Origin of the sequence: Saccharothrix sp. AJ9571 (assembly GCF_021725495.1) — a bacterium.
GTDB classification, from domain to species: domain Bacteria; phylum Actinomycetota; class Actinomycetes; order Mycobacteriales; family Pseudonocardiaceae; genus Amycolatopsis; species Amycolatopsis magusensis.
The window spans coordinates 9,864,936-9,879,541 of the sequence record NZ_CP091382.1 but is presented as its reverse complement, the minus strand read 5'-3'; the positions used below and the strand labels follow the sequence as shown (position 1 = coordinate 9,879,541).

Genomic DNA, 14,606 nt, shown 5'->3' with positions numbered 1-14,606 from the left:
CCGGATGCTGATCGACTGCGACGACATCGTGCTCGACGTGGATCCGGCGCAGCGGATCCACCGCGTCAGCAACCAGTTCTCCAGTTGGCACGAATTGGCCTCGGAACCGTTGGCGGGGCGGAACATTTGCGACCTGCTGGTGCCAGACGCCCGACCCCGCCTGCGACGCCCTCTCGTCGAGATTGCCGAGGGCCGCACGTGTTGCGCCCGGCTCCCCGCCACGGCGATCGACACGGGTCACCTGTCCTTCACCGCGTCGCTGACCTGCGTGGCGTCGCACGCCGGTTCGGTGGTCGTCACCCTGAACCCGGTCGGCGGGCAAGCCATGGTGACCACCCGCGGGAGTCGCCTCAGCACCACGGGCGCCCTCATCCTCGAAGGCGTGGCGGTGGGTAAAGCGAGCAACGCGCTCGCGGCCCGCCTGCACCTCAGCAGCCCCGGGGTCGACTACCACGTCAACGCCCTGCTGCGCAGGTTCGGCGTACCGAACCGCACGGCGCTGGTCGCCCGCGCCTACTCGATCGGCGCCCTGGACGCCCACGTGTGGCCGCCCCGAGTACCTCCGGCGCTGGTCGGCTGATTCAACGGGCCCAACCAGGCGCCCACACGTCGTCCCCGGTTTCGGCTCGGTATCCCGTCCGGAGGTAGCGGAGGAAGTCGGCGAGGACGGGGTGCGGGTTGTCCGCTCGCCAGATGACCGAATGCGGGTAGACCGGGGTCGGGTCGACCACCGGGATCCGGCGGAGGTCGTAGCTTTCCGGCCACAGGTAACGCGAGCCTTCGCCGACGAAGGTGGCGAGCCGGGTCGAGTCGGCGATTTCGGCGAGGAGGGCTTCGACGCCGAAGCTCGGGCCGAGCGTGTCGATGGTGAGTCCGAACGCCTGCGCCAGGTCCTGGTAGTAGCCGACCGGCTCGGGCTCGGACAGGCCGGGCATCCAGATCGGGTGCCCGGACAGCTCGGCCAGCGGCACGGACGCGGCGTTCGCCAGCGGGTGCCGTGGCCCGACGAGAAGCTGGTGCCGGTCGTCGATGACGCGCGCGGCACGCAGTCCGTCCGGGACCTGGCCCGCGGAGTCCCGGAGGGATCGGAAGGTGGCGTCCAGGGTGCCCGCGGTGATCTCGGCCAGCGCCGAGCCGGCGTGGGCGCCGGTCAGGGCGACGACGTCGAGTTCGATGCCCGGGTGCCGCTGGTAGAAGGCGTGGAGGAGGTGGGAGGCCGCGACCCGGCGGTTGACCACGTCGACGCGGAGCGGCCTGCGGCCCGGGGTGACGGCCGCGGTGGCGCGTTCGGCGGCGCGCAGCAGTTCGCGTGCGTGGGGGAGCAGGGCCTGGCCGTCGACGGTGAGCCGCACGGCCTGGGCCGTGCGCACGAAGAGCTTCACGCCGAGTCGCCGTTCCAGGGCGGCCACCCGTTTCGAAGCCGCCTGCTGGGTGATCCCCAGCTCGTCGGCGGCGGCCTGGAACCGGCCCGCCTCGACCACGGCGACGAAGGTGCGAACCGCATCGAGTTCCACGCGGGGGAACTTACGCCCACAACGGTGGGTTGTGGCACATCGTTCGCTCCGTTGTGGAGGCCCGCGTTACGCACTCGATGGGGCGCAGTCCCGGCTCGCGGTCCGCCACCGTGCGTGACGCCGGGAAGGGGTCACCCCCCAGGACGTGTTCTGTCGGCGCGTCAACGTGTTCGCCTTGTTCACAAGCCCGGCCGCGCGGGGTTGTAATGGTCTCTGCCTAATCCCGCCGAAGAAGGAAAAATGATGAAAACCTCCCGAATTATCGCCGGTCTCTTCGTCGCGGTTTCGCCCCTCGCGCTGACCGTGCCCGCCACCGCGGACGAGCCCGCCGACTACGTGATCGAAAGTGCGAACGGCACGGAGCGGGTGTGGCAGCAGACGTGGTGGGACGGCGAACCGACCATCACCGGTGATTTCCACGGCAGCGAAAACCAGCACTGGATCTTCTGGAGCAACCGCACCATCCAGAACACCGGTACCGACCTGTGCGCCACCGCGCACAGAGGCCGGGTCATCGGCGCGGACTGCAACGGCGACGACCCCGGCCAGCGCTGGCGGATCCGCGGTGACCACTACCAGAAACAGCTCAAGAACGAGGAAACCGGCCTCTGTGCGACGTACGAAGGCCACGACGACCAATTGAGCCTGCACACCTGCGACTGGGACCGCGTCAACCAGCGCTGGTACCTCAACATCTGACCGGCCGCGGAGCACGGGACCGGGCCCGGTCCCGTGCTCCCGGTTGTTCGCCTGATTTCCCGGTGAACGAATCAGTGCCGCGTTTCCGCTGGTGGCATCAAAGTCCGTGAACTGTGCCGCCCGCGATTTCCGCATTTCCCGATTCGAGTAGGAACTCCCCGGATCGGCTGCGGTCGATCCGGGGAGTTCGGCGGAGTGCCGCGTGGGCGGGAGTGTAGGGTGGTCCTCCTTTCGAACTAGGGGGACACGTGTTCGCAATCCAGCCCTGGCACCTGTTCGTGTTCGTGCTGCTGGTCGGCCTCATCGTCGGCGTCGTCGTGCTGGTGGTGGTGAACCGGACGAAGAAGTGACACGTCGATCCGGCGAGGAAGCCGGAAAATGACCGACGACCGGCTGCCGTCGAACCGTTTGTGCGAGTCCACTCTCGACGGTGTGACCGCCCGCCGCCGCGCCCCGGCCGCAGGCCCAGTACGCCGGCGGTGAAGGTCGCCGGGCGCCGGATCCCGCTGTTTGTCGGTGGGCCCGGGTAACGTCTCCGGTCGTGGACGCTCGGGAACGCATACAGGAACTCGCCGATCAGCTCGTCGTGCTGCGCGACGCCTACTACCGGGGATCGCCGGTCGTGGCGGACGCGGAGTACGACGCGATCGAGGACGAGCTGCGCGGGCTGATCGAGGCGCACCCGGAGCTGACGCCGGAGCCGAACCCGCTGGAGCAGGTGGGCGCGCCCGGGGTGCTGCACGCGCCGATCCGGCACTCGCGCCCGATGCTGTCGCTGGACAAGGCGACCAGGCCCGAGCAGGTCGCGGCCTTCTTCGACCGGTTCCCCGGGCAGCCGGTGGTGGTCATGCCGAAGCTGGACGGCCTGTCGCTGGCGCTTGTCTACGAGAACGGGCGGCTGGCCAGGGCGATCACCCGCGGCGACGGCACCACCGGTGACGACGTGACCGTGCTGGTGCGGGCGCTGACCGACGGGATCCCGCAGCGGGTCGACGCGCCGGGCCGGGTCGAGGTGCGCGGTGAGGCGGTGATGCTGCGGTCCACCTTCGCCGCCTACAACACCGAGCACCCGGACAAGCCGCTGATCAACCCGCGCAACGCCGCCGCGGGCACGCTGCGGGCCAAGGACCCGGCCACCGTCGCCGGGCGGCGCCTGCGGTTCTTCGCCTTCGACCTGCACACCGAGCCCGACAGCGCGGAGACCGACCTGGCCAGCGCGTTGCGGACACTCGGGTTCACCGCCGCCGAGATGCGCCACTGCGCCGACGCGGAAGCGGCGCAGGCGGTGATCGCGGCGATCGAGGAGCAGCGCAACGACCTGGACTACGACCTCGATGGTGCCGTGCTGCGCCTGGCCGACCGGGACGCCTTCGCCGCCGCCGGGACGCGGTCGGCTTCACCCCGGGGCGCGCTGGCGTTCAAGTTCGCCGCCGAGGAGAAGACCACCTTGCTGTCCGATGTGGTCTGGGACGTGGGCAAGACCGGCAAGATCGCGCCGGTCGCCTGGCTGGAGCCGGTGTTCGTGGGCGGCACCACGGTCAGCCGCGCGACACTGGCCAACCAGGAGGTGATCCGCGCGCGGGGCATCAAGATCGGGGACACGGTGCTGGTGCGCCGCGCCGGTGACGTGATCCCGTTCGTCGCCGGGGTGCTCGACGCTTCGAAGCGCACCGGCGCCGAGCGGGAGATCGTGCCGCCCACCGAGTGCCCGTCGTGCGGGCAGCCGCTGACCGAGCAGGGCAACAGCCGGGAACTGTTCTGCACCAACGTTTCCTGCCCCGCGCAGACGGTGCGCCGGCTGATCCACTGGGCTTCGCGGGCGGCCGCGGACATCGACGCCATCGGCGGGGTGTGGATCGAGCGGCTGGCCGAAGTGGGGCTGCTGGAGCACCCGTCGGACTTCTACCGGCTGACCAAGGAACAGTTGCTGGAGTTCGAGCGCATCGGCGAGGTCTCCGCGACACGCATGATCGAATCGATCGACGCGAGCCGTCAGGTCGGGCTGCGCCGGGCGCTGATCGGCCTCGCGATCCCGATGGCCTCGGAGGGCACGGCCGCGCGGTTGTGCCGGGCGGGGTTCGGCTCGCTGGAAGAGGTGGCCGAGGCCGGTGTGGACGGTCTCGTGGCCGTGGAGGACATCGGGCCGAAGGTGGCCGCGTCGCTGATCGAGCACCTGACCCGGCTGCGGCCGGAGCTGGAAAGGTTGCGGGAGCGCGGGGTTTCGCTGGACGTGCGCGAGGAGGACCTGCCGCCGGTGGTGGCGGCCGGGGCGCCGCTGGCGGGCAAGACCGTGGTGGTCACCGGGGCGATCAGCGACCCGCGGTCCGGGGAGAAGGTGGCCCGCCCGACCTTCCAGCGGTTGTGCGAGAAGGCCGGTGCGGCCATCGCTTCGTCGGTCTCGGCGAGCACCGACATGCTCATCACCGGCGCCGATGTCGGGGCCGCCAAACTGACCAAGGCCGAGAAGCACGGCGTCGAGGTGGTCGACCAGGGGGAGATCTGGCAGCAGCTAATCGCGGCCGGCGTGGTCTAGCGCGGAGACCTTCGTCCCGACGAGCCGGATGAGGTCGAGTGCCGCCGTGCGGACCGTGCCGTCGGTGTCGACGGCCGGGTCGTAGGCGGCGAACGTGGCGCTGACGATGGGCAGCCGAGCGCTCACGGCCTCCACGATGCGCTGGACCTCGGCGGCGTCGGGGCCGTCGGGCACGGCGTACTCGTTGGCCGGGCCGACCAGCCGCGAGTCGTGCACGTCGAGGTCGATGTGCAGGTGGACCCGGCGGACCTCCGGCAGGGCCGCCGCCATCTCGTCCGCCCGGGCCGGGAGCAGGCGGATGCCGGACCCGTCCACAATGGTCCGCTCCTCCGGTGAGAGGTCGCGGGCGCCGATCAGCAGGACGTGCTCGTCGGGCACCGGGCGGAAGCCGGGGATCGTCCGGGCGAGCGTGCTCCAGCAGCGGCCGGTGAGCACGGAGAGGCCCATCCCGTCGAAGAAGCCCGAAGTCGTGGTCTCCGGGGTGTTCAGGTCGCCGTGCGCGTCGAGCCAGAGCACCGCGAGGTCGTCGTCGTTCGTGGACAGTCCGGCCACCACGCCGACGGACGCGTTGCAGTTGCCGGACAACACCACCGGCGCCACCCCGTCGGCCACCGCGCGGCGGACGTGCCCGGCGATGGCCCGCTGGATTTCGGTGGCTGTGCGGATTTCCTGGGTGAAGCCGGGTTTCTCCAGCTCCACGGTCACCACCTGGTCCGCGGCCAGCGCCCGATCCGCCCCGTCCCGGAGCAACGCGGACGGCCCGGCCCCCATCCGCCGTTCGCGGTGCCCGGAGTCGAACGGCGAAAGGATCAGTCGTGTCGCACCCATCCGCAGAGCATGCCACCGCGGAACTCGGCGTGTCGCCCGAATAGCCGGCCACCACCGTTGCGCCCTCAACGCCTCGTGCTGGTGAGGGTGGTGAGGGCTTGCCGGACGGTGGGTGCGTCGGGGAGTTCCGTGGGGCGTGGACCGCGGAAGGATCCGGTGCTGGTGGGGGCGAAGGGCAAGCCGGTGGCCAGTGCGCGTGCGCCGACGGCGAGGGCTTCGCCCAGGAGGCCGACGCCGATCGAGAGCGGGATCGAGCGGAGATCGCCGTTCATGCCGGTGGAGGTGGCCAGGAAACCCAGGCCGCCGTTGACCACCAGCGACAGCGCCCACACCGCGTAGGCGCGGGCCGGGTAGCGCTGCCAGAGCACGCCATCCTTGACGAGCAGGCGCACGGTCGAGCCCCGCAGCAAGCCGAAGGCGAGGCCTGTCGCCGAGGTGAGAGCCAGCCAGAACCAGTCCCCGGCGGCGGGGTGGCCGGCTTCGGCGACCTGGTGCACCCCGAGGGCCAGCAGGACGACCGGGGTGGCGAACAGGTCGCGCGCGGCAAGTGGTTCGCCGATCGCGCGGCGGACGACGGTGTAGCCGATCCCCGCGATGACCAGGACGATCGTCAACCAGCCAGGCATGGTTCCCCCTTATTTAGCACAGCCGTGCCAGTTAAATTAGCAAGGCTGTGCTATAAAGGCAACCGTGCCGAAGATCGTCGATCCCGGGAGCAGGCGTACCGCGGTGGCCGAGGCGGTGTTCCGCGTGGTCGTCACGCGGGGGCTGGCCCAGGCGTCCCTGCGCAACGTCGCGGCGGAGGCCGGGCTCGCCGTCGGATCCGTCCGGCACTACTTCACCGGCAGCGAGGAGATGATCGAGTTCGCGCTCGAGGTGTTCATCGAGCGGGTGTCGGTGCGGGTGCTGGCCAGGGTCGACGACGTCCGGGCCGCGCCGTCCGCGGAGGCTCGCCGCGCCGCGGTCGAGGAGTTGCTGGCCGAACTCCTGCCGCTCGACGACGAGCGCTACACCGAATGCGTGGTGTGGCTCGCTTTCGCCGATGCCGCGCGCACGAGTCCTCGGCTGCAACCGTTGCTGCGCAAGCTCTACGACGGAACCCGGATGATGATCCGCAAGGTGCTCGAACGCTCGGCCGCTTCGGGCAACCTGGCCGATGGACTGGACATCGAGGTGGAGGTCGAACGGCTGGGCGCGCTCATCGACGGCCTGCTCACCGACGGCGTGGTGCAGCCCGACCGGATGACGCCCGAGCTGAGCCGGACTGTGCTCCGCGCCCACCTGGCCGGCATTTCCCGATCAGCCGGGTGAGAAGCTCAGCACCGCCTTGCCGTCGCCGACCGCCACGGCCTTCACTTCCAGGCCGTTCATGATCGTGGAGCGGCCGGTGTCCAGCGGCGAGGTGATCGCCCCGCCGTCGAACTTGGCGCCGACCTGCATCACCCCACCGGAAATACTGCGGACGCGGACGAGGGTGAACCCGTACCGCCGCGGAGCCGGGACCACGGCAGTGGGAGTGACCAGTACCTCGCACCGGCCGTCACCGCAGGCAGCCAGGTTCTCGCCGTCCTTGGCCGCGGGCAGGTCGACCGGCGTGGCCGACGGCTTGCCCTCTTCTTCCTTGGTGGGACGGCACTTCTCGGCCTGCTGGTGTGCCTGGGCGACCGTGCCGTCCGCGGCGGAAAGCGTGGCCAGGTCGAGTCCCTGCGGCTTCAGTGTCTTCAGCGTGGACGAGACTTCGGTGACCCAACCGCGCAGGGTGTCCTCGGCGACGTCGAACTGCCTCGCGTACCCGCCGAACTTGGTGCTCAGCTCTTCCGCGGTCTTCGTGTACGCGTCCACCAGCTCCGCTCCGCGCGGGAACCGTTCCGGGGCCAGGGAAGTGGTCCGGAAGTCGACGCTCTGCAGCGCGCTGCTCACCGAACTCAGGTAGGTGTCCAGGTCCATCGCGACGAACTCGTCGCGCAGGTCCTCCGGCGGCTGCGGGGGAGAGAAGAACACCTGGGTCGCTTCGCAGAACTCGTTCAGCCACGCGACCTGGTCCGGGGTGGGCGGTGGAGCCGGGGTGCTCGTCGGTGGTGGCGGCGGGGCGGCCGGTGTCCCGTCCGGAGTCCCGCAAGCGGCGAGGCTGCACAGGACCAGGGCCGCGGCGCCGAGCCGCACTTCTTTCCGCATGCTCCTTTCCTACTCACCGGAGCGGGGAGGGGTCCCGGTCTGGCAGGTTCAGGCCGCGCGGATCCGCCGAACATCGCGGTGTCATCGCGATTTCATCGCCTGCGAGCAGGCTGGCACCACCAGCACGGTGAGGAGCCAGAGTGACCAAGAACGTCGCCCCAAGGCGGTGGGTGTGCCTGCTGGCCGCCGTCACCGCCACCGCCGCGCTGGCCGCGCCCGCGTCGGCGCAGCCCCAGCACGCCGGTACCCAGGAGGTCCTCGACCGCTACCGCGCCAAGGCCGGACCGGGCGCCGCGATCTTCGCGGGGGACCGCGCCGCTTCGTGGAACCTGAGCAGCGGCACCGCGAACATCGGCAGCCCGAACCTGCCCATCCGGCCAGCCGACCACTTCCGCGCGGCCAGCCAGACCAAGACCTTCACCGCGGCCGTCGTGCTGCAACTGGTCGACGAAGGACTGGTCGAGCTGGACGCGCCGATCGAGCGGTACCTGCCGGGGGTGGTCACCGGCAACGGGTACGACGGCACCAAGATCACCGTCCGGCAGATCCTCCAGCAGACCAGCGGGATCGCCAGCCCGCCCATCACCGCGTACCTCAAGCCGACCAACCCGGACGGCACCTTCACCCTGCGGGACCTCGTCCGCATCGGACTGGGCACGCCGCCGTTGTCCGAGCCGGGCACGAGCTGGGCCTATTCCAACGTCAACTACCACGTCGCCGGGTTGCTGATCGAGCAGCTCACCGGGAAACCGGCGGCCGAGGCGATCACCAGCCGGATCATCGAACCGCTTGGCCTGTCCGACACGCGCTTCCCGGCCCCCGGCGACAAATCGCTGGAGACGCCCTACGTCCCGGGTTACACCGGCGGCCGGGTGGGACCGTTCTTCTTCTGGACCGAAACCACCTTCGGCATCCCCGTCGTCCTCGAAGTCGACATCGCCTCGCTGGCGAGCACCGCGGGCGCGGTCTTGTCCACAATGGAGGACTTGTCGACGTTCTACCGGGCGTTGTTCGACGGGCAGGTGGTGTCCGCCGGTTCGTTGGCCGAGATGCGGCGGACCGTGCCGATCCCCGGGGGTCTTCCCGGTTACGGCTACGGTCTCGCACTGGTCCGGCAACCGTTGTCGTGCGGCGGAAACGCGTGGGGACACCCCGGTGACCTCGCGACCGGGCACTCCTCGCTCACCGCGGTCACCGACGGCGGCCGCCACGCTTCGATGGTCACCAACACGATGTCCTCGGCCACGAACCCGGTGCGGGAGGACGTCATCGACGCCGCGCTCTGCGAGACCGGCTGAGCCACCACGCGACCGCCGCTCCCGCCAGCAGGATGAGGAGCAGCGGGAAGAGCGTGGGCACCCACGGCCAAGCCGGGCCGTCGAGGACGAGACTGTCGGCGGGGAGCTCCAGCACCTTCGCCGCCCATCGCGCGGTGGCGACATCGGTGCTCCCCGCGAGGTCGCGGACCGTGACCTCGTAGGCGAAGCCGGGCTGGTGGTGCACGTATTCGGGGTCCGGGCCGCCGGCGACCGGGACCACGCCGCCGGCGGCGGCGCCGGGCACGAGCAGGCGGTCCAGGTCCGGTGCGGCACCGGTCAGCCCGGCTCGCGGCACGAAGGTGAGGCCGTGGCGGGAACGCACGGGCCCGCCGTCGGCGGTCAGCGCGAGTGTGCGGGCGGCGAGGGACTGGCCGCCGTGCGTGTCGAACACCGATGCCAGCTCGATTTCGCCGGTGCCTTCGGTGAGCAGCACGCCGATCTTGGGCGGGAGCCAGATGAACCCGGCGTTGATGATGGCGACCGGATCCGGCATGCCCGCCTCGGGGGTCACGGGTGGGTCGGTGTGCTGCCAGCCGACTTCCGCGGCGGCCGCCGCGGCCACATCGGGGCCGAGCATCCGCGTGATCACGTGCAGCGTGCCGTCGATGCCGGAGAGGATGCCCGCCGTGGAGACGAGGTCGCCGTCGTCGACGAACCGCTGTCCGCGCACCCAGTTCACCGCGGGGTAGTCGGCCTCGAACTCACCGATCCGCAGCCAGTGCGAGGTGGCGGACCGGCCGTCGAGCAGGCCCGCCGAGGCGAGCACACCCGAACCGTTGCACACGCTCAGCAGTTGCGCGCCCCCGGCGGCCTGCGTGCGCAGCCAGTCCGTGACCGGTGCCGTGCTGGGTTCGCCGACATCGGGGAACGCGGGCACGACCACCAGATCGGCGATCGGCGCGCGGGCCGCGAGGTCGCCGAAGGTGAGGTCCGGGACCAGGTCGAGGCCGCCGGTCAACGGCACCGGACGGCGCTGCGGCGCCACCGTGTAGACGTTGAACCGGCCCGTGGCGGCCAGGATCTCGTACGGGGCGAGTACATCGGAGACCACGGCACCGTTGTCGCCCACGACGACCGCGGCGGTGGGCTTGGCGGGGTCGTGCGGGATCGGCGCGGCCGCCGGGACGGGCCGCTCCGGGCCAGGGACGTAGAGGGCGCCGAACGCCGCCAGCGCGGAGAAGGTCGCCCCGACGGCCGGGACCAGCAGGACCACGAGCACGACGGCGAGCACACGTGAGGTGCGGCGCAGGAAGGTACGCACGGCGTCAGTGCCAGTACTCGGCGCGGCGCCACACCATGGCGGCCAGCATCAGCGGGAACATGAGCACGTGCCCGGCGATCATCACCGCCGAGCCCGACAGCAGCCCGAACCAGTACGGCACGAGCAGCGCCACGAACGGCAGGAACATCACCGCGGACATCTCGGCGATCCGCGGCCAAGAGTGGCGCCGGACGGCCATCCACAACGCCATCGCGACGGTCATGTCGGTGGCCATCACGAGCGCGCCGACATCCGCGCGGGCCACCCACGCATCGGGCCAGAGCGGGCCGAGCGCCATCATGCCGACGAGCATGGCGACGATCATTTCCAGGTAGTGCCCGAGGAAGCGGGCGAGTTTCCGGTTGCGGCTCCGGCCGGGCGCGGCGGTTGTCATGACGGGGACCTCCGGTTCGGTGAACTGTCTCGACCGAGGATCGCCGCCGGAGCCGTCGTTGCCAGGTGCCGGAGGTCATGGATGGGGTCATGCCGTGGCATGACCCGGGCGTCACAACAGGCCGAGCGCACGGGCGCGCAGGGCGGCCTGGGTGCGGTCGCGGGCGCTGAGCTTGGCCAGCACGTTGGTCACGTGGTTCTTCACCGTGCCTTCGGCGAGGAACAGCGCCGCGGCGATCTCGCGGTTGCTGTGCCCGTCGGCCAGCAGGCGCAGCACTTCCAGCTCGCGGTCGGACAGCGGAACCACCAGCGGTTGCGGTCGTGGCTCCGGCTCGGCGTCGGGCAGCTGCGCGAAGCGGGCCACCACTTTCGCCGCGACCGAGGGCTGCAGCACCGACTCGCCACGGGCGGCGGCCAGCACCGCGTCCACCAGTTGCGCCGAGGACACATCTTTCAGCAGGTAGCCGAGCGCGCCGGCCCGCAGCGCGGCGAACACGTCCTCGTCGTCGTCGAACGTGGTCAGCGCGATGACCTGGACGCCGGGTTGCTCGGCCCGCAGGCGGCGCGTGGCGGCGATGCCGTCGAGCACCGGCATGCGCAGGTCCATCAGCACGACGTCGGGGTTCAGTTCGGCGGTCCGGTGCAGCGCTTCCTCGCCGGTGCCCGCTTCGCCGACCACCTCGATGTCGTCACGGATGGCCAGCAGCGTCGCCAGTGCCTCGCGGAAGAGCGCCTGGTCGTCCACGAGCAGCACGCGGACGGGGCTCATGCGGGTACCTCCATGGTCAGCGTGCAACCCGTGCCCGGCGCGGGTTCGAAGGTCAGGCGCCCGCCCAGGCTCGCCGCCCGTTCCCGCAGGCCCAGCAGGCCGAAGCCCGGCGTCCGCCCGTCCACGGCACCCGTCCCGTCGTCACGGACGGCGACGCGGACCTCGGCCTCCGCGTAGTCCAGCACGAGTTCGGCGTGGGTGGCGCCGGCGTGCTTGCGGACGTTGGTCAGGCCTTCCTGGGCGGTCCGGTACAGCGCCTCACGGGCTTCGTCGGGCAGCGCCCGTTCGGTACCGGAGATCGTGACCTCGGTGGGAATGCCGGTCGCCGAGGTCTCTTCGGCCAGCGCGCTCAGCGCTTCGGGCAGGGGCGGGATCGACCGCGGTTCGCGCAGCGTGCTCACCGACCGGCGGACGTCGGCCAGCGCCGCTTCGGCCTGCTCCTGCGCTTTCGCGAGCACGGTGTCGGCCTTGGCCGAGTCGCTCTCCAGCACCGCCCTCGCGGCCTTGACCTGCATCTGCACCACGGTGAGGGCGTGCCCGAGCCCGTCGTGGATGTCGCGCGCCACGCGATTGCGTTCGTGCGCTGTCGCCAGCCGTTCCGCCTGCGCGGCGTAGTCGCGCAGTTGCTCGTGTGCCTTGGCGAGTTCGCGACGGGTCTTCTGCTCGCGCTGCAGCAACTCGGTGATCACCGCGGCGAAGACCACCGAGGCGAACAGGCCGAGGCCCTCGCGCAACGCCTGATCCCAGGCCATCCCGGCGTGCGCGAGCGGCACGAGCAGGATCACCAGCGCGGTGCCGGGCCGCGGGAGCAGCAGCACGCACTGGCTCACCAGCACGACGAAGAACAGCGTGGCGCCGACCCCGGGATCGAAGACGAACACCGCGTACGCGAGCGGGAGCTGCAACACGACGTACGCGATCGACCAGCCGAGCTGCCCGCGCCGGCGCACCCAGGCGAACCCGGCCGTGCCCACCGTCGCGAACACCGCGCCGAGCAGCGTCGCCCACACGGGCTCGGCCGACGCGAGCGCGCCGACGGCCAGCGTGAGGAACGCGCCGCCGATCAGCAGCGCGAAAGCCCGGTTCATGGGGCCACTCTGGGGTGTCCGGTGGCCGAGGTCAACGCCCGTGCACGGAGCTGTTACCGGCCGCCGACCACGCCCCCGTCCTCCCTGGTGACCACGATGGTGGCCGAGCGGGGACGCCCGGCCGGGTGGAAGTCGGGCCAGTTCGAGCTCGCGCGCGGGTTGTCCGGGGTGCCGGAGTCGCCGGGGTGCTGGATGTTCACGAACAGCGAGCGACCGTCCGGAGTGGACGTGATGCCGGTGATCTCGCAGCGTCGCGGGCCGACGAGGAAGCGCCGGATCTCGCCGGTCTCGGGGTCGGCGGCCAGCATCTGGTTGTTCTGCGCGGCGCCGTCGACCAGCGGCTGGGTGCCGTCGGTCTGGATCCACAACCGGCCCGCGGCGTCGAACCACAGGCCGTCCGGTGAGCCGAAGGCCTGGTCGGCGGGCACGGTGGCGCCGCTGGCCTGGTCCCCGGCGAGCAGGAAGATGTCCCAGTCGAACCGCAGGGCGGCGGGGTCGCCGCCCTCGTCGATCTTGAGGATGTGGCCGTAGCGGTTGTTCAGCCGCGGGTTGGCCGCGTCGACCGATTCGGTGCGGGCGGTGTTGTTCGTGCAGGTGAAGAAGACCGCGCCGGTGCCGGGTTGCACCGTGCACCACTCCGGGCGGTCCATCGGCGTCGCCCCGACCGCGTCCGCGGCGAGCCGGGTGTGGATCAGCACCTCGGCCTGCCCGGCGAAACCGTCGGCGGCGGTCAGGCCGGGCTCGCCGTGGACCAGCGGCAGCCAGCGGCCGGAGCCGTCGGCCTCGAACCGGGCGACGTACAACGTGCCCTCGTCGAGCGGGCTGCGCCCCTCGGCGCGTGCCTGGTCGATCGGTTCGGCGCCGACGAACTTGTAGAAGTAGTCGAACTGCGTGTCGTCGCCCATGTAGACCACGGCTTCGCCGCTCGTGCCCCGCACGACGACGGCGTTCTCGTGCTCCATGCGCCCCAGCGCGGTCCGCTTCTTCGGGGTGGACCGCGGGTCGAACGGGTCGATCTCCACCACCCAGCCGAACCGGTTGTACTCGTTCGGCTCGGTCCGCATGTCGAACCGGGATTCCGTGGTGTACCAGGGATAGGGGGATTCGGAGCCGATGCCGTAGCGGTCCTCCGGCGAGCCCGGCGTGGGTGGCTGCTCGCCGTGGTAGAAGTACTTGTTGATGGTCTCTTCGCAGGTCAGGTAGGTGCGCCAGGGGGTCGGGCCGCTGGCGCAGTTGTTCAGCGTGCCGAGCACCCGCACGCCTTCGGGGTCCGCGCTGGTGCGCAGCAGCGGGTGCCCCGCCGCGGGGCCGGTCATCTCGGCGGGCGTGGTCATGGTGATCCGGCGGGCGAACTTCGACTCGGCGAGGTGCCAGCCGCCACCGATGCGGTCGCGCTTGACCTCGATCACCGAAACCCCGTGCGCCGCCTGCGATTTGGCGGTCTTCTCCGGCGTCCAGGCGGCTCGGCCGTCCGGGTGCAGCAGTTGCTCGGTGGTGGCCTCGTGGTTCACGCAGAGCAGCCCGGCCCGGCCACCGCCGCCGGTGAACGGGAAGAACCACATGCCGTCGTGGTGATCACCGGCCTGCCGGGCCTGGTCCGCGGCGCTGTTGCTCGCGTCCTCGGCGAACGCGGGCCCGGACGGCACGATCGGCTGGCCCCAGGGGAAGAGCACCTGGTACCGGTAGCCCGGCGGCAGCACGACCTCGTCGGCGGAACTCGGCGGGATCGCGGGGAAGCCGAGCAGCCCTTCGGCTCGGGCGCTCGCTTTCGGCGCGGAGGCGAAGAACGACGCTGCCGCGGTGGCGAGGCCACCCGCCAGCGCCGTCCGGCGGGACAGGCGGCGCTGGGCCAGCTCGGAAATCGTCGGGGGCGTGGTCCGCTCGGAAGGCATGGCGGCAACGCTACGAACCGCACATGGCCCACTGTCCACTTTCGCGTGAACCCGGGCCGAACTACGGCGGTGGCGGGGACGTCACGCGCGACCTGGACGATCCACTGTAGACAATGTCGGGCTGACGGCCGCCAT

At 71.2% G+C, this 14,606-nt stretch carries 14 protein-coding genes; 5 read left to right on the top strand and 9 right to left on the bottom strand.

Going from position 1 to position 14,606, the window contains the following annotated elements; genetic code table 11:
* Nucleotides 1-4: 4 nt before the first annotated feature.
* Nucleotides 5-580, top strand: coding sequence for a helix-turn-helix transcriptional regulator (locus L3Q67_RS45045; RefSeq protein ID WP_499187494.1), 576 nt, complete (start codon nt 5-7; stop codon nt 578-580).
* 1 nt (nt 581) lies between these two features.
* Here L3Q67_RS45045 and L3Q67_RS45040 read toward each other — a convergent pair whose 3' ends face one another.
* Nucleotides 582-1,514: a LysR family transcriptional regulator gene (locus tag L3Q67_RS45040; protein ID WP_499187493.1), complete on the bottom strand. Its 933-nt coding sequence runs from the start codon at nt 1,512-1,514 to the stop codon at nt 582-584.
* Between the two features lie 240 nt (nt 1,515-1,754).
* Between L3Q67_RS45040 and L3Q67_RS45035 the strand changes: the two genes are divergently transcribed.
* Together L3Q67_RS45035 and ligA are read left to right on the top strand one after the other, a co-directional pair.
* Complete coding sequence (locus L3Q67_RS45035) at nt 1,755-2,213, top strand: RICIN domain-containing protein (protein ID WP_499187492.1); 459 nt, start codon at nt 1,755-1,757, stop codon at nt 2,211-2,213.
* Between the two features lie 541 nt (nt 2,214-2,754).
* Entirely contained in the window at nt 2,755-4,746 is a 1,992-nt protein-coding gene (gene ligA / locus L3Q67_RS45030; protein ID WP_499187491.1) for an NAD-dependent DNA ligase, read from the top strand.
* Here ligA and L3Q67_RS45025 read toward each other — a convergent pair.
* Both L3Q67_RS45025 and L3Q67_RS45020 read right to left on the bottom strand, forming a co-directional pair.
* Nucleotides 4,723-5,574 (bottom strand): arginase family protein, encoded by an 852-nt coding sequence (locus tag L3Q67_RS45025; protein ID WP_499187490.1) that lies wholly within the window; start codon nt 5,572-5,574, stop codon nt 4,723-4,725. The genes ligA and L3Q67_RS45025 overlap by 24 nt on opposite strands.
* A 65-nt stretch (nt 5,575-5,639) precedes the next feature.
* Entirely contained in the window at nt 5,640-6,200 is a 561-nt protein-coding gene (locus tag L3Q67_RS45020) for a DUF1453 domain-containing protein (protein WP_499187489.1), read from the bottom strand.
* A 64-nt stretch (nt 6,201-6,264) separates the two neighbouring features.
* Between L3Q67_RS45020 and L3Q67_RS45015 the strand changes: the two genes are divergently transcribed.
* Entirely contained in the window at nt 6,265-6,885 is a 621-nt protein-coding gene (locus L3Q67_RS45015) for a TetR/AcrR family transcriptional regulator (RefSeq protein WP_499187488.1), read from the top strand.
* On the opposite strand, the gene L3Q67_RS45010 is transcribed toward L3Q67_RS45015, so the two are convergent.
* On the bottom strand, nt 6,874-7,749 hold the full coding sequence (locus L3Q67_RS45010) for a hypothetical protein (protein WP_499187487.1): 876 nt from the start codon (nt 7,747-7,749) through the stop codon (nt 6,874-6,876). The genes L3Q67_RS45015 and L3Q67_RS45010 overlap by 12 nt on opposite strands.
* 140 nt (nt 7,750-7,889) lie before the next feature.
* On the opposite strand from L3Q67_RS45010, the gene L3Q67_RS45005 reads away from it, so the two are divergent.
* Nucleotides 7,890-9,047: a serine hydrolase domain-containing protein gene (locus tag L3Q67_RS45005; RefSeq protein WP_499187486.1), complete on the top strand. Its 1,158-nt coding sequence runs from the start codon at nt 7,890-7,892 to the stop codon at nt 9,045-9,047.
* Here L3Q67_RS45005 and L3Q67_RS45000 read toward each other — a convergent pair.
* The 5 genes from L3Q67_RS45000 to L3Q67_RS44980 form a co-directional block, all read right to left on the bottom strand.
* Nucleotides 9,016-10,329 carry a helix-turn-helix domain-containing protein gene (locus L3Q67_RS45000; RefSeq protein ID WP_499187485.1) on the bottom strand — a complete coding sequence of 438 codons (1,314 nt, stop codon included), beginning with the start codon at nt 10,327-10,329 and terminating at the stop codon, nt 9,016-9,018. The genes L3Q67_RS45005 and L3Q67_RS45000 overlap by 32 nt on opposite strands.
* Nucleotides 10,330-10,333: 4 nt before the next feature.
* A complete protein-coding gene (locus L3Q67_RS44995) occupies nt 10,334-10,723 on the bottom strand; it encodes a hypothetical protein (protein ID WP_499187484.1) in 390 nt (129 codons plus the stop codon).
* 111 nt (nt 10,724-10,834) lie between these two features.
* Complete coding sequence (locus L3Q67_RS44990) at nt 10,835-11,491, bottom strand: transcriptional regulator (RefSeq protein WP_499187483.1); 657 nt, start codon at nt 11,489-11,491, stop codon at nt 10,835-10,837.
* Complete coding sequence (locus L3Q67_RS44985) at nt 11,488-12,579, bottom strand: sensor histidine kinase (RefSeq protein WP_499187482.1); 1,092 nt, start codon at nt 12,577-12,579, stop codon at nt 11,488-11,490. The genes L3Q67_RS44990 and L3Q67_RS44985 overlap by 4 nt, the downstream gene beginning before the upstream one ends.
* 53 nt (nt 12,580-12,632) lie before the next feature.
* The gene (locus tag L3Q67_RS44980; RefSeq protein ID WP_499187481.1) at nt 12,633-14,471 is read right to left on the bottom strand and encodes a PhoX family protein; all 1,839 of its coding nucleotides are present in this window, start codon (nt 14,469-14,471) and stop codon (nt 12,633-12,635) included.
* Between the last annotated feature and the right edge of the window lie 135 nt (nt 14,472-14,606).

Excerpts from the sequence above, each read along its gene's own strand:
- L3Q67_RS45035 (WP_499187492.1), top strand. The coding sequence starts at position 1,755 with ATGATGAAAACCTCCCGAATTATCGCCGGTCTCTTCGTCGCGGTTTCG.
- L3Q67_RS45010 (WP_499187487.1), bottom strand. The coding sequence starts at position 7,749 with ATGCGGAAAGAAGTGCGGCTCGGCGCCGCGGCCCTGGTCCTGTGCAGC.
- L3Q67_RS44980 (WP_499187481.1), bottom strand. The coding sequence starts at position 14,471 with ATGCCTTCCGAGCGGACCACGCCCCCGACGATTTCCGAGCTGGCCCAG.
- L3Q67_RS44995 (WP_499187484.1), bottom strand. The coding sequence starts at position 10,723 with ATGACAACCGCCGCGCCCGGCCGGAGCCGCAACCGGAAACTCGCCCGC.
- L3Q67_RS44985 (WP_499187482.1), bottom strand. The coding sequence starts at position 12,579 with ATGAACCGGGCTTTCGCGCTGCTGATCGGCGGCGCGTTCCTCACGCTG.
- L3Q67_RS45025 (WP_499187490.1), bottom strand. The coding sequence starts at position 5,574 with ATGGGTGCGACACGACTGATCCTTTCGCCGTTCGACTCCGGGCACCGC.
- L3Q67_RS45020 (WP_499187489.1), bottom strand. The coding sequence starts at position 6,200 with ATGCCTGGCTGGTTGACGATCGTCCTGGTCATCGCGGGGATCGGCTAC.
- L3Q67_RS44990 (WP_499187483.1), bottom strand. The coding sequence starts at position 11,491 with ATGAGCCCCGTCCGCGTGCTGCTCGTGGACGACCAGGCGCTCTTCCGC.
- L3Q67_RS45045 (WP_499187494.1), top strand. The coding sequence starts at position 5 with ATGCTGATCGACTGCGACGACATCGTGCTCGACGTGGATCCGGCGCAG.